This is a genomic window from Streptomyces sp. NPDC002176 (assembly GCF_044903645.1).
Taxonomy (GTDB): Bacteria; Actinomycetota; Actinomycetes; order Streptomycetales; family Streptomycetaceae; genus Streptomyces.
Map to the genome: position 1 here is coordinate 1,148,739 of NZ_JBJDQW010000001.1, position 15,120 is coordinate 1,163,858.

General features: G+C 69.3%; 12 protein-coding genes and 2 pseudogenes. 2 read left to right on the top strand and 12 right to left on the bottom strand.

Features of this window, described 5'->3' with window-relative positions:
- Positions 1 to 636: 636 nt before the first annotated feature.
- Together ACI2LY_RS05115 and ACI2LY_RS05120 are read right to left on the bottom strand one after the other, a co-directional pair.
- Positions 637 to 983: pseudogene (locus ACI2LY_RS05115) on the bottom strand (MBL fold metallo-hydrolase); the annotation flags it as partial.
- 68 nt (positions 984 to 1,051) lie between these two features.
- Positions 1,052 to 1,371 (bottom strand): annotated as a pseudogene (locus ACI2LY_RS05120) (transposase); the annotation flags it as partial.
- 175 nt (positions 1,372 to 1,546) lie between these two features.
- Between ACI2LY_RS05120 and ACI2LY_RS05125 the strand changes: the two are divergent.
- Positions 1,547 to 2,680, top strand: coding sequence for an SAVED domain-containing protein (locus tag ACI2LY_RS05125; RefSeq protein ID WP_404705930.1), 1,134 nt, complete (start codon positions 1,547 to 1,549; stop codon positions 2,678 to 2,680).
- Positions 2,681 to 3,123: 443 nt separating this feature from the next.
- On the opposite strand, the gene ACI2LY_RS05130 is transcribed toward ACI2LY_RS05125, so the two are convergent.
- The 6 genes from ACI2LY_RS05130 to ACI2LY_RS05155 all read right to left on the bottom strand — a co-directional run bounded on the left by ACI2LY_RS05130 (position 3,124) and on the right by ACI2LY_RS05155 (position 9,917).
- The gene (locus ACI2LY_RS05130; RefSeq protein ID WP_404705931.1) at positions 3,124 to 4,599 is read right to left on the bottom strand and encodes a ThiF family adenylyltransferase; all 1,476 of its coding nucleotides are present in this window, start codon (positions 4,597 to 4,599) and stop codon (positions 3,124 to 3,126) included.
- Positions 4,596 to 5,600 carry a cyclic GMP-AMP synthase DncV-like nucleotidyltransferase gene (locus ACI2LY_RS05135; protein WP_404705932.1) on the bottom strand — a complete coding sequence of 335 codons (1,005 nt, stop codon included), beginning with the start codon at positions 5,598 to 5,600 and terminating at the stop codon, positions 4,596 to 4,598. Before ACI2LY_RS05135 ends, ACI2LY_RS05130 begins: the two co-directional genes overlap by 4 nt.
- Before the next feature lie 654 nt (positions 5,601 to 6,254).
- Complete coding sequence (locus tag ACI2LY_RS05140; protein WP_404705933.1) at positions 6,255 to 6,773, bottom strand: ImmA/IrrE family metallo-endopeptidase; 519 nt, start codon at positions 6,771 to 6,773, stop codon at positions 6,255 to 6,257.
- The gene (locus ACI2LY_RS05145; RefSeq protein WP_404705934.1) at positions 6,760 to 7,290 is read right to left on the bottom strand and encodes a helix-turn-helix domain-containing protein; all 531 of its coding nucleotides are present in this window, start codon (positions 7,288 to 7,290) and stop codon (positions 6,760 to 6,762) included. The genes ACI2LY_RS05140 and ACI2LY_RS05145 overlap by 14 nt, the downstream gene beginning before the upstream one ends.
- Positions 7,291 to 7,647: 357 nt before the next feature.
- Positions 7,648 to 8,844 carry an MBL fold metallo-hydrolase gene (locus tag ACI2LY_RS05150; RefSeq protein WP_404705935.1) on the bottom strand — a complete coding sequence of 399 codons (1,197 nt, stop codon included), beginning with the start codon at positions 8,842 to 8,844 and terminating at the stop codon, positions 7,648 to 7,650.
- A gap of 287 nt (positions 8,845 to 9,131) precedes the next feature.
- A complete protein-coding gene (locus ACI2LY_RS05155; RefSeq protein ID WP_389003135.1) occupies positions 9,132 to 9,917 on the bottom strand; it encodes an SGNH/GDSL hydrolase family protein in 786 nt (261 codons plus the stop codon).
- 261 nt (positions 9,918 to 10,178) lie between these two features.
- On the opposite strand from ACI2LY_RS05155, the gene ACI2LY_RS05160 reads away from it, so the two are divergent.
- Positions 10,179 to 10,976: a tyrosine-protein phosphatase gene (locus ACI2LY_RS05160; RefSeq protein ID WP_404705936.1), complete on the top strand. Its 798-nt coding sequence runs from the start codon at positions 10,179 to 10,181 to the stop codon at positions 10,974 to 10,976.
- A 22-nt stretch (positions 10,977 to 10,998) separates the two neighbouring features.
- On the opposite strand, the gene ACI2LY_RS05165 is transcribed toward ACI2LY_RS05160, so the two are convergent.
- The 4 genes from ACI2LY_RS05165 to dxs form a co-directional block, all read right to left on the bottom strand.
- Positions 10,999 to 11,121, bottom strand: coding sequence for a DUF6126 family protein (locus ACI2LY_RS05165; protein WP_389001731.1), 123 nt, complete (start codon positions 11,119 to 11,121; stop codon positions 10,999 to 11,001).
- Entirely contained in the window at positions 11,118 to 11,741 is a 624-nt protein-coding gene (locus ACI2LY_RS05170) for a helix-turn-helix domain-containing protein (protein WP_404705937.1), read from the bottom strand. The genes ACI2LY_RS05165 and ACI2LY_RS05170 overlap by 4 nt, the downstream gene beginning before the upstream one ends.
- 64 nt (positions 11,742 to 11,805) lie before the next feature.
- Positions 11,806 to 13,191, bottom strand: coding sequence for an aspartate aminotransferase family protein (locus ACI2LY_RS05175; protein ID WP_404705938.1), 1,386 nt, complete (start codon positions 13,189 to 13,191; stop codon positions 11,806 to 11,808).
- Positions 13,192 to 15,090 carry a 1-deoxy-D-xylulose-5-phosphate synthase gene (gene dxs / locus ACI2LY_RS05180; RefSeq protein WP_404705939.1) on the bottom strand — a complete coding sequence of 633 codons (1,899 nt, stop codon included), beginning with the start codon at positions 15,088 to 15,090 and terminating at the stop codon, positions 13,192 to 13,194.
- Positions 15,091 to 15,120: the final 30 nt, after the last annotated feature.

The following is a 15,120-nucleotide window of genomic DNA, read 5'->3' on the forward strand; positions in this document are numbered from 1 at the left end:
ACCACCACGGGACGATCCAGGTTCTTCCGCGAAGCGGCAGCAGCCCGGTGGCAGAGAGCATGTGGATGCTTCGAGTCGTGGAAGCAGAACTGATCAAAGTCGCGGCGAGCACCTTGTGTGGCACGGTGTTGGGTGCCGTGCTCACCTGGTGGCTGACCGCCTCGGCGCGGCGACGGGCTAAGCGGGAGAGCGAAGCGGTCGGCCTGCGAATCCAGGCGGACGCCCTGGTCGTCGCGGTCGGAGAGGTCCGCAGTACGGCAGCCACGGCCCGCATCCTGCACGACGGCTGGCAGGAACGAGCCCGCTCCGTTCTGCTGATCTCCATGGCTTGGGTGGGCATGGCGGACAGCCGGTCCATGCCTCCCGCGGCGCGCACGCAGACACCGCGACCGCGCCACGGATACGCCGCGCGGAGCCGGCCTGGGCTCTCTCCTGCTAGTTCAGCGTCCCAGGATCCGTGTTCGGACGGCAACCCAAGACGAGCCGTCTAGGGACGGCAAGGGACTGAATCGCTGAGCGGTGGCTTCACGCTCCACGCGGGGCGCTACGTCCAAGGCTCGCAGCAAACGATCCTGCTCTTTAGCCGGGAGACGCTCCAGGTCCGCACCATCTCCCCCATCTGGTCCTCGACCAACGTCACCACTCACCCGCGAGGTCGAGATCCTCTTGCTCGTCTCGGCCACACCTTCAGCACTCCGGGGACGTCGCCAGGGGTGCGCGATCGGACCGGAGACCGCCCTCCACCACGGCTCGACCGGCAGCCTCCCCGTCGGCTCGAACGGCTCGCCGGGTCGCGGGAACGCCACCGCCTGGCCGACCTGCTCGGCCGTGTTTTTCGTCCACTCCCCCGACTCCGCCCACGCGTGCAGCGCCAGGTTGAAGGTTCCCCAGTGGATCGGCAACAACACCCCACCCGGACCGCCTCCCTGCAGGTCAAGATGGGCCTGCACCCCCTGGGCAGGCAACATGTGAATGTCTGGCCAGGCTCCAGGCAGCGGCGTATAGTCCGTGTGGTTCTTGGGCGACATGACGCTCTATCAGGCTTCAGAGTACTGACCGAGTCGATCGCACACCGCGACCAGTCCAGCTCGCCCCGAGCGCCGAGCTCGTCCAGGGTGACGCGGCGGAGCCGATCCCAGACACGGTTCCGGCTCCCCTGGGCGAAGCGCCGGTGGGCGGTGGGCCAGGCCGGCCCGAACATCGGCGGCAGCTGCCGCCAGGTACAGCCCGAGGTGGCCACAAAGATGATCGCTGCCGGGCCTTCACGCTCACCAGCCCGCCGTCTCCCGGCGCTACCACCATCGACGGGACCACCCGCCGGAAATACGTCAACAGCTCGTCCGGCACCAACCGCTCCACCAGATCAGTCATGCATAACTCAACGAGTGATCAAGCCATTAGGCGACGTCTTAGGTGGGGTGTCGTCTAGCGTCTGGTCTGACAGGGAGGTACGGAGGCGGTGTTGACAAGCGGGGGCGGAGGGAAGCGGAGCCGTCTTTCATCCAAGGCGGTTCTCGCCGTGTGGGTGCGCAGTGGAGGCAGGTGCATGCTGTGCAACGCGTATCTGCTGGAGGGGGCGATGTCGGGACGAACGTTGCCTTTGGGGGAAGTCGCGCACATCGTCGGGCAGAGCACTGATCCACGCTCGCCGCGCGGCGGGGATCCGTTGGAGAAGTCACTGCGGGACGAGGCGGACAATCTGATGCTGCTGTGTGCCCAGCAGCACATGGAGATCGATGCGAAGGCTGCGCTGGACGTTTTCACCGTCGAGTGGTTGCGCCGTGTGAAGCAGGAGCACGAGGACCGGGTCAGGCACCTGACCGCGCTGGGGCCGGAGAGGGCCACCACAGTGGTGCGGATGGTGGGGTCGGTGCACGGAAATGCGGTGGAGCTGTCACGGGAGACCGCTGCGGACGCTGTGACGGCGGGCCGCCGGTTTCCTTTGTACTTGGAGTCCTATACCCGGCACGGTGTGGAGATCGATCTGCGGCACACTCCCGGCGAGCAGGCAGCCGCTGCCTGCGACGCGGAGTCTGCCGCCGAGGCCAGCCGTCACTACTACCGGCAGGCAACCAAGGTCATCGATGAGGTGGTTCGCAATCGGCTGCGGCCGGGGATAGAGCGGGAATCCGTGCAGCACGTGAGCGTGTTCGGGTTCGCGCGTCTGCCGTTGCTGATCTACTTGGGGTCTCTCTTGGACGACACCGTGCCCACGGACATCTACCAGCGTCACCGGCACGAGCAGTCCTGGGTGTGGCCCGCCGAGAGCGGCCCGGTCACCGACTTTGCCGCGCATCCGGTTCAGGCCGGGCAGGACGGGGATAATGCTGTCGTCGTGGTGAATGTCTCGGGGGTCATCGCCCCTTCGGAGATTCCGCGGGAGCTTTCGGCGCTGCGCCGCTACGAGGTCAGCCCCGTGGGTGCGCAGACCGGTCCAGACATACTGCGGTGCCGGGCGTCACTGCGGCAGCTGGAGGAAACACTGCGGATGCTTCTCGCCCGGCTGGAAAGTGAAGCGAAGTCGCTGCGCCGCCTGCATGTCCTGCCTGCCGTTCCCCTCTCCGCGGCTATCGCCCTGGGCCGTACTCACCATCCGCAGGTGCACCCGCAGCTGGTGATCTACGAGCGCCTGGCACGCAGCTACGTGCCCACCTTGGAGGTGGGGCAGGTTCCCGGCTGATCCGGGGGCAGCGGCCCAACGGCGCCTTCTCACCGGGGGTTGGAGGTATGTGGCCGCGGCGGGCTTGTATGGGGTCCTGCTGGGGGTGCGGCTGGGGTCCACGCGGCCTGTTGCAGAGGCCCGGCAGCCTTTAGGGGCTGGCGGCCCTGCCGCGGATGCTGGGCCGCCGGTCCAGCGACACGGGGACTGCCTCTTACACGGTTGTGTGGGGGATGAAGCGATGTGCTGGGGCTGTCCCGGTGTAGGGCTGGGCGCACAGGTGGGTCCCGGATACCGGGTGGCGCATCTGGGTGCCCAGCAGGGTGATCAGGGTGGCGGTGGTTGCCATCAGGTCGGCGGCGGAGCCGTGGAATGTGGGAGTGGAGCAGCCTCTTGTGGGGCGCAGTTCGTCGCCCGGGGCAGGTTCGGCCCACAGTGCGTGGTACGCCTCGAGGTTCGGGTCGTTAAGGACGTGGCCGCCGGCGGTGTGATCGATGGTGGACAGAGGGGTGTAAGTGCCGGGGGCGGCAATGGTGAGGATTCCCAAGCTGGCGGTGAGGCTGTCCGTGGCGAGCTGGGCCAGGACGGCTTTGCGGTGGGACTGCTGGGCGAGAAGGTCGAGGAAGCGTCCGGCGGTGATGCTGACGGTGGCGTCGATGATGAGGTCGGCTTGGTCCGCTGCGGTCAGGAGGGCGGGGTCGGGGGGCGGGGTGGCCGTCGCGGATGGTGCGCAGGTGTGAGGCCAGAGCTGTCGCCTTGGTCATGCCGATGTGCTGTTCGGTGTAGTTCTGACGCACCAGCAGGCCGCCGGTGACACGGCCGGGGTCGCTGAGGCTGAGATGTGAGGCACCGGCCCGGGCCACCATCTCGGCTGCCCAGGAGCCGATGCCTCCACAGCCCCAGATGTGGACGTGGCAGTCCTGGAAGGCGCGGACGGGGCGGAGAGTGTCACGGCGGGTGGTTACTTCGAGGCGTTCGTCGGAGAGGTAGCACCATTCGATGGAGGCGTGGGCCAGGTCGTCAGGCAGGCTGCCGATACGGCTGGGGGTCGCTTGTTGTGCTAGGCGGCGCAGCATGTCGCTGGCCTGGGGTTGCAGGCGGCCAGCGAGGAGAAAGGGGGGTGCTGCGGGTGCGGTGGGGTGCCGGACGGCCAGGATGAAGTGCTGGGTGGTGCCTTCGGAGTTGCGCAGGGCGCTGGCGGCGAGTGCGGTCAGCAGTGCCGGGGATGCGGCATCGGCCGATAGCGGGTTGTCGGTAACGGTGGAGCGGGTGAGGGTGAGGAGCTCGGCCAGAGTGCTGCCCGCACCCAGGGGCAACGTGTCCACTGGCAGGATCGGGGTGCGGTGGCTGTGAGAGTCTGCGGGGGCGCTGGTCAGGTCTAGCCGGTCGGTGGTGCGCTGTGTGAGCCAGACTGTGGCCGGCCGGTAGGAGAGGGGTTCTCGTACGACGACGGTGGGAGTGCCCGGGGTGTGGTGCAGGACTCCGCCGACGGGGTGGTATAGGGCGGTGGCAGCGTCGAAGGTGCCGACCGCTGCCTCGGTGAGCCACTGCCACAGGCGGTTGATGACGGGGGTAATTCCGGCGGCAGGGTCCCATTCGCGGGCCGGGTCGAGGTAGAGGCACAGCCGGTTGCCCTGCAGGACGTGCGGGGTGCCGGCGAACCGGATGTGGGGGGTGTGCACCTGGGGCGGAGTCATCGGGGTGGCGGGCAGAGTAAGGAGGAAGTCCTCACTCTCCTTGAGTTGCAGTCCTCCTGGAGTATGCGGCATGTTGCCGGTGCGGACGCTGATGGGGACGGTGACCAGGCCGTCGGTGTCGGTGCGGGCTCGGCCGGTGATGCGCAGGTCCGGCTCGTGTGCGGTTGCCAGCGCGGTGAGTTCCTCCAGGAGGCGGCGCTGGGAGAGGTTGGGGCGGGCCGTGGGCTGTTTGTGTTTGCTCATCCGGCCCGTCCGGTGCGGGAGGTCGTGGTGACCAGCAGCGGGGTGGCGAACTCCGCCGCCGTCGGGGTGAGAGAGGCGGTGGCACGCGACTGGTCGGGGAAGGCGTCGCCGAACAGGTTGCGCCACAGCCGCACGCTGCGGGCGTAGTCGGGCGCGTCGTAGGCTTCGCGGATCTGGCGGGCGTGCGTGTGGATGCGGGCCCGGAAGTAGCTGTAGGTCGTCTGGTCCCAGCGGTGATCGAAGGTGACGCCCGATCCGGAGGGGTCGGAGATGGAGGGCTTGTAGGAGCGCTCCTGCAGCCATCGGTCGAGGTCCTCGACGATGGTGAGCAAGGTAGTGGGCACGTCGCTGTAGCAGCCGGGGTCCGTGAGCTTCTTGATCTCCTCGACGCGCTCGCCGAGCAGGGTGGTGAGGATGATGGAGCGGGTACCGGTGAAGGAGCCGCGGTGGTTGCGCAGGTACTTCATCAGGCGGATGACCTTGCGCAGGTTGTTGTTGGCGATGCCGTCCTTCTTCTGCATCCAGGCGGTGAAGCCGGCCGGGTTGGTCTGCTCCCAGGTGTTGGCGTCACGGTTGACGATCACCTCGCGGCCGTCGGCCAGCTGAAGGTAGGGGACGATGTCGACGTGCATGGAGTTGGCGTAGCTGAGCTGCACGCAACGGCACTTGCGGGTGTGGGGCATGGTGCCGTAGATACTGTGGCGGTGGAGTGCGGCGTAGACCTTGTCGATGTAGGTCTTGGGGCTGTCGGCCCACTCGGTGTTCTCGGCGAGGTGGAGCATGAAGTCGGCGTCGAACTCGCTGTCGCCGACAGGGTTGATGATGGTTCGCTGCGCCCAGGAGCCCTGGGGCTTCTTACCGCGGATGAGCGGACCGAGTTCCGGATCGTCCTTGAGTGCCTTGTAGATGGCCTCGACGCGGACATCGAGCAGGGTGAGCTTGGCCTGGCTGAGGTTCACGGTGTTCTTGAGGAAGGTGTCGAAGTTCTTGCGGCACTGCATGGTGCGGTTTCCTTTCTGCGATGAGCCGGTTGGCGGCTCAGGGTGACGGGAGGGATGCGGGGCATGCCGACGGGAGACGTGACGGCGTAGGGCAAGGAAGAGACCGGGAAGGCACGTGGCTCTTGCCCGTATGGCGGGCGCACGGAAACGAACACGGGTGTGCGTGCGCGAGGGACCTGGTGTGGGGCTCGCGGAGGGGGCCGGCCATGGCACTGGGCAGAGGGTCGGCTGATGCGTGGCATCAACGGATGGCCTTGGGTGACAGCTGGCCATCAAAGGTAGCCGGTGCGGTCCGGTCGACGATGCTGGCCATCCTGGCCAGGCACGTGTACGCGGTATCGCCCGCGGTGGACTGTCCCGTCGGCCTCACGCCGAGCAGGGGTCACCCGTTACACACAGAGACCGGTCACTCTCTGCGGTAACAAGTGCACCACACACAGCGACACTCATGCAAGACAAATTTCGAAGGACAGTCAGGCTGACGTCTCTTCAGCGCGGGTCAGACAGGGGCTGCTTCAGCTCCTGCCCCCTCCCTTCGCGCAGCCGGAGCGGGAGCAGCGAGAGGGACACGGCTCCAAAACGGGCGCGGCAGGGCGGCGCCTGGAACGCGCATCGGGCGGCGCGGGGCGGGCCGGCGGCCTGGCCGGGATGGTGTCAGTGAGCAGGTCCGGAGACGATGCCGAGATTCATCAGGCGGTAGGTCATGGCCATCTCGCTCAACTGGAAACGCTTGGCCAGGACCCGCACGAGGTCATTCGTCGTGCTGAAGCTGATGTGCTGTGCCGCCCGACGGACCATACCCTCCGGGGCCAGCAGCGCCGCAGCGAATCGGTTGGCGTCGATCTCCTCGCGGTCCGTGGCCATGCTCGAGACCGCGTTGCGGTAGTTCACGCGCGCGTCCGTGTCTAGGATCAGCGGGCGTCCTTCGTGCAGGCGCAGGTGTCCCAGTTCGTGTGCCACTGTGAAACGCCGCCGTTCGACGGAGTGCGCCTGATTGACGCCGATGACGCAGTCTCCCTCTTTGCGCAGGAGCATGCCGGAGACGTCGTCGTCCATGCGCTGCGGGACAACCAGGACGCCGAGGTGTTCGGCCAGGGCAAAGGGGTCGACCGGCGGGGCGTCGATCCGGAATTCTCGCAGCAGCCTGCGGGCCGCCAGGTCAGCCTTCGCCACCGGCACCCCTCCTCTTCGATGCCTGCGCCCACACCGCGGCCACATCGGCGGCATGACGTGTGGATAGGCCGGACGCTTCATCGAGATGAAGCGAGGGAAGCAGGTCGGCAGGTTCCGCATTGACCGCTGCGGCGATCAGGGCAAGCCGGTAAAGAGGCGGGGTCTGGGTCCCGGACTCAATGTTCGTGATCGAACCGCGCGTCAGCCCTGCCCGTCGCCCTACATACTCCTGCGTTACCCCGGCACGCATCCGCGCCTCCCGGATCAGCCGGGCAACGGCCTCGTTAAAATCCCGCTCTTCCACATCGCCCCCACGCGCCGCCAGTCTCCCGCACAACCTAGTCCCCCGCTTCGGGCCCGGCCAGCCGTAGACGAGGGTCTGCTGCAGGTCTGGGTGACAGGTCACCCATTCGTGCGGCAGACCCCACCAACGCCGCTGCACTGCGCAGATTAAGGAGCGCAACGCACTCCACACGTTGTGCCGTCCCAGCCTCGAAAGCGCGTTGAACAGGTTCATCGGAAACTATAAAAGCGCAGGTTAGATGCCCTTAGCTGCTGGCTCTAGAACAGCAACACACTCATACATGCGATGTCATTGGAAAAATGTCGGCGGAGTGGAGCACATCATCACCCAGCGCGGGACTCACGTTCCCCGAGGCGTTACCGACTGATCATCACCCCCGCGGGACGACGTGCGTTCGGACCGCAACCCGCACCGAGCCATCCAACGTAGGCAGGGGCCTGAACTGTCGAGGGGGATCCGAAGGTTCCTTGCCAGGCGGCCCATCCAAAGCACGGATCACGCGGTCATACTCAGGACCGGAACACCGGCTCAACATCTCCACGATCGGGCCGATCTCACCCTCGCTCGATGTCAGACGTCACCCGCGAAGTCGAGATCCCCGCTCCGCTCCCCCGCCGCGGCCGACACCGCCGGGCGCGGCCCGCGCCACGGGTGGGCGATCGGGCCGGACACCGACCGCCACCACGGGTCCGTGGGTAGTCGCCCGCCCGGCTCGAAGGGCTCGCCGGGCCGGGGGGAGGCCACGGCCTGCCCGGCCGCCTCACCCGCGTCCCGCGTCCACTCCCCCGGCTCCGCCCACGCGTGCATCGCCAGGTTGAAGGTGCCCCAGTGGATGGGGAGGAGGACGCCGTGGGGGGTGCCGGACTGGAGGTCGAGGTGGGCGCGGACGCCTTCCTCGGGGGTCATGTGGATGTCGGGCCAGTACGGGCTGTACGCGCCGATCTGGATCATCGTGATGTCGAACGGGCCGTGGGCCGCGCCGATGTCCTTGAAGCCGTCGAAGTAGCCGGTGTCGCCGCTGTGGTAGACGCGGTGACTCTCGCCCGCGACGACCCAGGAGGCCCACAGGGTGTGCTGGGTGTTGCGCAGGCCGCGGCCGCAGAAGTGGCGGGCCGGGGTCGCGGTGAGGGTGACGCCGCCGACCTCGGTGGACTCGTGCCAGTCCAGCTCGCGCAGCCGGTCCGGGGACACCCCCCAGTGTTCGAGGTGCGCGCCCACGCCCAGCGGGACGGCGAACAGGGTGTCGGTCCCGGCCAGTGCCTTGATGGTGGGCAGGTCGAGGTGGTCGTAGTGGTCGTGGGAGATGACCACCACGTCGACCGGGCCGAGCGCGGCCAGCGGCAGCGGGGCGGGGTGCAGTCGCTTGGGCCCGGCGAAGGGGAACGGCGAACAGCGCTCGCCCCAGACCGGGTCGAACAGCACCCGGTGCCCGTCGATCTCCACCAGCACGCTGGAATGGCCCAGCCAGGTCACGCGCAGGCCGGAGACCGGCGGCTTGGCCAGGTCGGCCACGGTGGTCGGGTGGACCGGGATGGTGCCGTGCGGCGCGCGGACCGGACGCGTGTCCTTGTCGAAGAACGCCTTGGCGAGGTCCAGCGCGGAGCCGGAGGGCCGGGTGCTGGCCGTGCCGCCGGGGTTCTGGAAGACGCCGTCCTTGAAGTGCGGGGAGCGGTGGATGCGCGCGAGGCGCTCACCGCGCGGTTCCACGCCGAAGGCTTCGGGCTGTAGCGCGCGGAGCCCGGAGCTCAGGGAACGCAGACCGGACACGGTACCTCCAGGTGGAGTCACTGAGGGCTCCCTCGTCGACGGCGGCGGTGGCGGCCCGGAGCCGCCGTGGGCCGGGTGACCCGGCCACCCGTCCCAACGCGCTCACGGCCCTCACTGTTCCCGAACAGTGTTCCGGATCTGACCCACCGCGAGCGGTCGACTCCGTTGCGCCCGGACGACGGACACACGACGAAAGCGTGCCGGGACGACCACCCCCGCGCGTACAGGACGTGCCGGGACCGCTGCCCCCGCGAGCACCGGACGCGCGGGGGCAGCGGCGAACGGCCTCACGCCACCGGCGCGATCCGCATCCTGATGTCGCTCGGCGACAGCAGGCCCTTCGCGACGACGTGGTCCCCGGAGGACTCCCCGCGCAGGCGGCGCCCGATCCACGGCACGAGGTGCTGACGCGCCCAGTGCACGTCGTCGCGCCGGATCTCCAGCGTGCCGCGCGGCGGCAGTACCGGCCACGCCTGCTCGGGGTCGGCCGGGATGGGGAGGCCGAGCGCCTGCCCGGCGCGCAGCGCCACCCGGGTGTGGCCCTCGGGCGAGAGGTGCAGCCGGTCGCCGTCCCAGGCCCGGCGGTCCTGGACGGACTTCAGGGACCACAGGTCCAGCACCGGGCAGTCGTACCGGTCGGCGATGGCCCGTACATGACCGTTGTACGTGGCGATCTTGCCGCGCAGATGCTTGAGCAGCGGGACGCCGCGGGTGTCGAAGCCGGTCGCGACCAGCACGGTGCCCGCGCCCGCCGCGAGCTGGGCGACGGCGCGCTCGAAGCGCTCGGCCGCCTCGTCCGGGTCGGTGCCGGGGCGGATGATGTCGTTGCCCCCCGCACAGATGGAGACGAGGTCCGGGGCGAGCCGTGCCGCCTCGGGTACCTGGTCCGACGCGATCTGGTCGAGCAGTTTCCCGCGCACGGCCAGGTTCGTGTACATGAAGTCGCCTTCGGGGCGCCGGTCGGCGAGGAGTACCGCCAGCCGGTCGGCCCAGCCGACGAACGCCCCGTCGGGGCCGGGGTCGCCGACGCCTTCGGTGAAGCTGTCCCCCACCGCCACGTACGACCCGATCACTGTCCTGTTGTCATTCTCCGCATCGTCTGCCACGTCGGACCATGATTCACCTTCGGATGTGACCTACGCGACCGTAAGCAGGGGTTGACGAACGGTGAGATAAGCCACGCTTAAAGAATTTGCCAATCGAGGAATAGCGCTCCCGGCCGCCATGTTGAACGGGCGATCATGGGGTCGGGGCCGGGGAAATCCGATGTCGTATCGTCGGCTGTGCGCCCGTCGACGAGCCGCGCGGCGGGGCGGAGCCTTCAGGGAGCACCCGTGACGCAGCAGGTCCCGTCGACCGAGCCCGAGCTGGCCGCAGTCCGCAACTTCCGTGACGTGGGCGGCCTGCCGACGGTGGACGGACGCCGGGTGCGGCACGGGGTGCTGTTCCGCAGCGGGCATCTCGCGCACGCGACCGAGGAGGACGCGGCCTATCTCTCCTCCCTCGGCCTGCACACGGTCTTCGACTTCCGCAACACGGCCGACCAGCGGCTGGAGGGCCCCGACGTCGAGCTGCCGGGCGTGCGGAACGTGAACGTCCCGCTGAGCGACCCGGCGGACGGCGCCGAGTTCTGGCGGATGGTCCGCGACGGCGACCTCGACCAGCTGCGGGACATCCTGTCGGACGGCAAGGGCGCGGGCCGCATGATCGCCTCGTACCGGAAGATCGTCACCGAGCGCACCGCCGAGCACTCCCGGGTGCTGCACGCGCTGGCCGAGGACAGTGTGCCCGCGCTGATGCACTGCGCGGCCGGGAAGGACCGGGCGGGCATCTCGGTCGCGGTGACGCTGCTCGCGGTGGGTGTGGAGCGGGACGCGATCACCGCCGACTATCTGGAGTCCAACGCCAAGCACCGCCGCTACAAGGTCCGGCGCAACGGTGACCAGACGAGCGCGTACACGCCCGAGGTGATGGAGCTGCTCAGCCCGCTCTTCGACGCCCGCGCCGAGTACCTCGCGGCGGCCTTCGACAGCATCGAGGACACCTGGGGCGACGTGGACGCGTACCTGGAGCGGGGGCTGAAGCTCTCGGACTCCGCGCGGGAGCGGCTGCGCGAGCGGCTGGTCGACTGACCGGCGCCCCGGCCGCCGCCCCTCAGCTCTTGGCGCCGAGCGTGAACAGCAGGTAGAGGAAGGCGGCCAGAAGGTGGCCGAGAACGACGTAGATGATCACCCGGACCCACAGGGCGGGCGGCAGCTTGTCCTCGATGTCACTCATGACGACTCTCCGGTGGGATGGCCCAGGCACAGCGTGGCCGTGGGGCTCTGCAGCAGGGTGTGGACGAACAGCAGCTCCACGCCGTCGTGGTCGTCGGCGTTGAGGCGGTGCGGGGTGAGCGAGTCGAAGTGGGCGCTGTCCCCGGGCGCGAGCAGATGCGAGCTGTCCCCGAGGCGCAGCCGCAGGCGGCCGGTGAGGACGTACAGCCATTCCTCGCCGGGGTGGACGCGCACGATGTCGCCCTGGGGGCGGTACGGCACCCGGACGCGCAGGGCCTGCATGCCGCGGCCGGGGGCCCCGGCCTGGAAGTAGGTCCAGCCCGCGGCGCGGGTGGGTTCCATGTCGGCGGCGCGGACGATGGCGTCCCGGTCGGCGGCCGTCTCACCGAGCAGGTCGGAGACCGTCGTACCGTAGATGCGGGCGAGGGCCAGGAGCATCGGCAGCGAGGGCTGGCGGTGGCCGGTCTCCAGCCGGGAGAGGTGCGCCGGGGAGAGCCCGGCGGCCCCGGCCGCGGCCTCCAGGGTGAGACCGGCCCGGCGGCGCAGGGCGCGCAACTGCGGTGCCACGGCGGGCAGGTCGTCGCCCTGACCCGCCGAGGCGGCCGCTTCGGAGGCGTTCATGCCTCCATTCAGCCCGAGTTTTGCCTGCCGGGCAATTTTCTTGCCTCAGAGGCAAAAAAGCCGGTCAGCGCCCGGCGACCGCCTGCTTGATCAGGGTCCGGCCGAAGTCCCACATCAGCCCGCCGCCGCTGTGCGCGTCGTCCATCACGGCGGTGAAGGCGTCCACGAACCGTTCCACGTCCGCCTCGTCGATCACGAGCGGCGGGATCAGCTTGATCACCTCCAGGTGGTCCCCGGAGACCTGGGTGAGAATCCGGTGCCGCTGGAGCAGCGGTACGACGACCATCTGCGCGAACAGCCCCTTGCGTGCCGCCTGGAGCATGGTCCAACGGCCGCGCAGCTTCAGCGAGTCGGGGCGGCCGAACTCGATGCCGATCATCAACCCCCGCCCGCGCACGTCGGCCAGCAGCTCGTACTTCCCGATGAGCGCGGCCAGCCGGGACTTCAGCAGCTCGCCCATGGTCCGGGCGCGGGCGACGATCTGCTCGTCCTCCATGACGGAGAGCACCGCGAGCCCGGCGGCCATGGCCTGGGCGTTGGAGCCGAAGCTCGCGGAGTGCACCAGGACCCGGTCCATGGACGAGTAGACCTTCTTGAAGATCCAGTCCTTGCCGAGCGTGGCGCTGACCGGGACATAGCCGCCGGAGAGCGACTTGGCGACGCACACCAGGTCGGGTTCGACGCCGTCCTCGTGCTGGTAGGCGTAGAAGTCCCCGGTGCGGCCGAGGCCGGTCTGCACCTCGTCGGCGATGAGCAGCGCCTTGTGCCGGTGCAACAGCTCCTGCGCGGCGCGGAGATATCCAGGAGGGCTCTCGTGCACGCCCTTGCCCTGGATCGGCTCGACGATGAGGGCGGCGACGTCACCCTTCTTCAACTCCCTTTCCAGCGCGCCGAGATCACCGAGGGGTACGGCGGTGTCGGGGAGCAGCGGGGCGAAGCCGTCGCGGAAGCCGTTCTCCCCGTTGACCGACAGCGAGCCGGTGGTGAGGCCGTGGAAGGCGTGGTCGCAGTAGAGGACGCGGGGGCGGCCGGTGGCGAAGCGGGCGAACTTCAGCGCGGTCTCGACGGCCTCGGTGCCGCTGTTGCCGAAGAACACCCGGTCCAGGTGCGGGCTGTGGGCGAGGAGGCGTTCGGCGAGCAGGCCGGGCAGCGGCTGGCAGTCGAAGCGGGTGAGGTCGGCGAGGTTCAGGTCGAGCACGTCGTGCAGGGCCTTGCGGACGACCGGGTGGTGGCGGCCGAGGCCCATCACGCCGAACCCGGCGAGCATGTCGAGGTAGTCGTGTCCCTCGGCGTCCCAGAAGTGGGCGCCCTCGGCGCGTTCGTAGACCTTGTCGAAGCCGATGGTGTGCAGCATGCGCGGGAGTTGGGGGTTGAGATGGCGCGTGTGCAGGTCGTAGCGCTCGGCTCCGCGCGCGGCGAGGAGGGCTTCGAGGTCGAACTCCGTGCTCATTCAGCTCTCCTGGTTCTGCCGTGCGCCGACGTCCTTGACGGCGAGGCCGGCGCTGATCCGCCCGGCGATCTCCACCGGGGTGAGACCGATGTCGGCCAGCACCTCACCGCGCTTGGCGTGGGCGAGGAACTGGTCCGGGATGCCGAACCGCCGTACGGGCACGTCCACGTCGGCGTCCCCGAGGGCCAGCGCCACGGCCGAACCGACGCCCCCTGCGCGGCTGTTGTCCTCGACCACGGCCACCAGCCGGTGTGCGGCGGCGAGTTCGGGCAGAGCGGAGTCGACGGGCTTCACCCAACGCGGGTCGACCACCGTGCAGTTGATCCCGCGTGCGCCGAGCAGCGAGGCCACCTGGAGGCAGACGGGTGCCATCACGCCGACGGAGACGAGGAGCACGTCGGGCTCGTCGTCCCGGTGGAGGACGTCCATGCCGCCGATGTGACCCAGGGCCGGGACCTCGGGGCCGACGGACTCCTTGGGGAAGCGGACCAGGGTCGGGGCGTCGTCCACCGCGACCGCCTCGCGCAGCTGGGCCCGGAGCTGGGCGGCGTCGCGCGGGGCGGCGATCCTGAGGCCGGGGACGACCTGGAGGATCGACATGTCCCACATGCCGTTGTGGGAGGCACCGTCGACTCCGGTGACCCCGGCGCGGTCGAGCACGAAGGTCACTCCGCAGCGGTGCAGGGCGACATCCATCAGCAGTTGGTCGAAGGCGCGGTTGAGGAAGGTCGCGTAGACGGCGACGACCGGGTGCGCTCCCCCGGTGGCCAGGCCCGCCGCGGAGACGGCCGCGTGCTGCTCGGCGATGCCGACGTCCCAGACCCGGTCCGGGAACCGCTTGGCGAACGGGCCGAGGCCGACCGGGTGCAGCATGGCCGCCGTGATGGCGACGATGTCCTCGCGTTCCTCCCCGATCCGGACGATCTCCTCGCCGAACACCGTGGTCCACGTGGGCCCGCCGGAGGGGGTGAGCGGGGCGCAGGTCAGCGGGTCCATCACCCCCACGGTGTGGAAGTGGTCCTCCTCGTGGGCGAGGGCGGGCGGATAGCCGCGTCCCTTCTCGGTGAGGCAGTGCACCAGCACCGGCCCGTGGAACCGCTTGGCCCGGCGCAGCGCGGACTCGACGGCGCCGATGTCGTGCCCGTCGATGGGGCCCACGTACTTCAGCCCGAGATCCTCGAACATGCCCTGCGGGGCGAAGGCGTCCTTGAACCCCTTCTTGGCGCCGTGCGCGGCTTCGTAGAGCAGGCCGCCGACGACCGGGGTGCGCTGGAGCGCCTCCTTGCCCCAGGCGAGGACCTGCTCGTAGCCGTCGGTGGTGCGCAGCGTGGCGAGGTGGTTGGCGAGGCCGCCGATGGTGGGCGCGTAGGAGCGCTCGTTGTCGTTGACGACGATGATCAGCGGGCGGTCCTTGGCGGCCGCGATGTTGTTCAGCGCCTCCCAGGCCATGCCGCCGGTGAGCGCGCCGTCCCCGATGACCGCGACGACGTGCCCGCGCTCCCCCAGCACCTGGTGCGCCTTGGCGAGGCCGTCGGCCCAGCCGAGGGAGGTGGAGGCGTGGCTGTTCTCCACGATGTCGTGCTCGGACTCCTCGCGCGAGGGATAGCCGGACAGGCCGCCCTTGCCGCGCAGCTTGGAGAAGTCCTGACGGCCCGTCAGCAGCTTGTGCACATAGCTCTGGTGCCCGGTGTCCCACACGATGCGGTCGACCGGTGACTCGAAGACCCGGTGCAAGGCGATGGTCAGTTCCACCACGCCCAGGTTGGGGCCGAGGTGCCCCCCGGTCCTCGACACCGCCTCCACCAGGAACTCGCGTACCTCGCCGGACAGTTGGTCCAGTTCTTCCTGCGACAGCGCCTTCAGGTCGCGTGGTCCCCGGATGCTCTCCAGAATCGTCACGCCGGCCCCCTCTCGGTCCGTGCCGTGCTC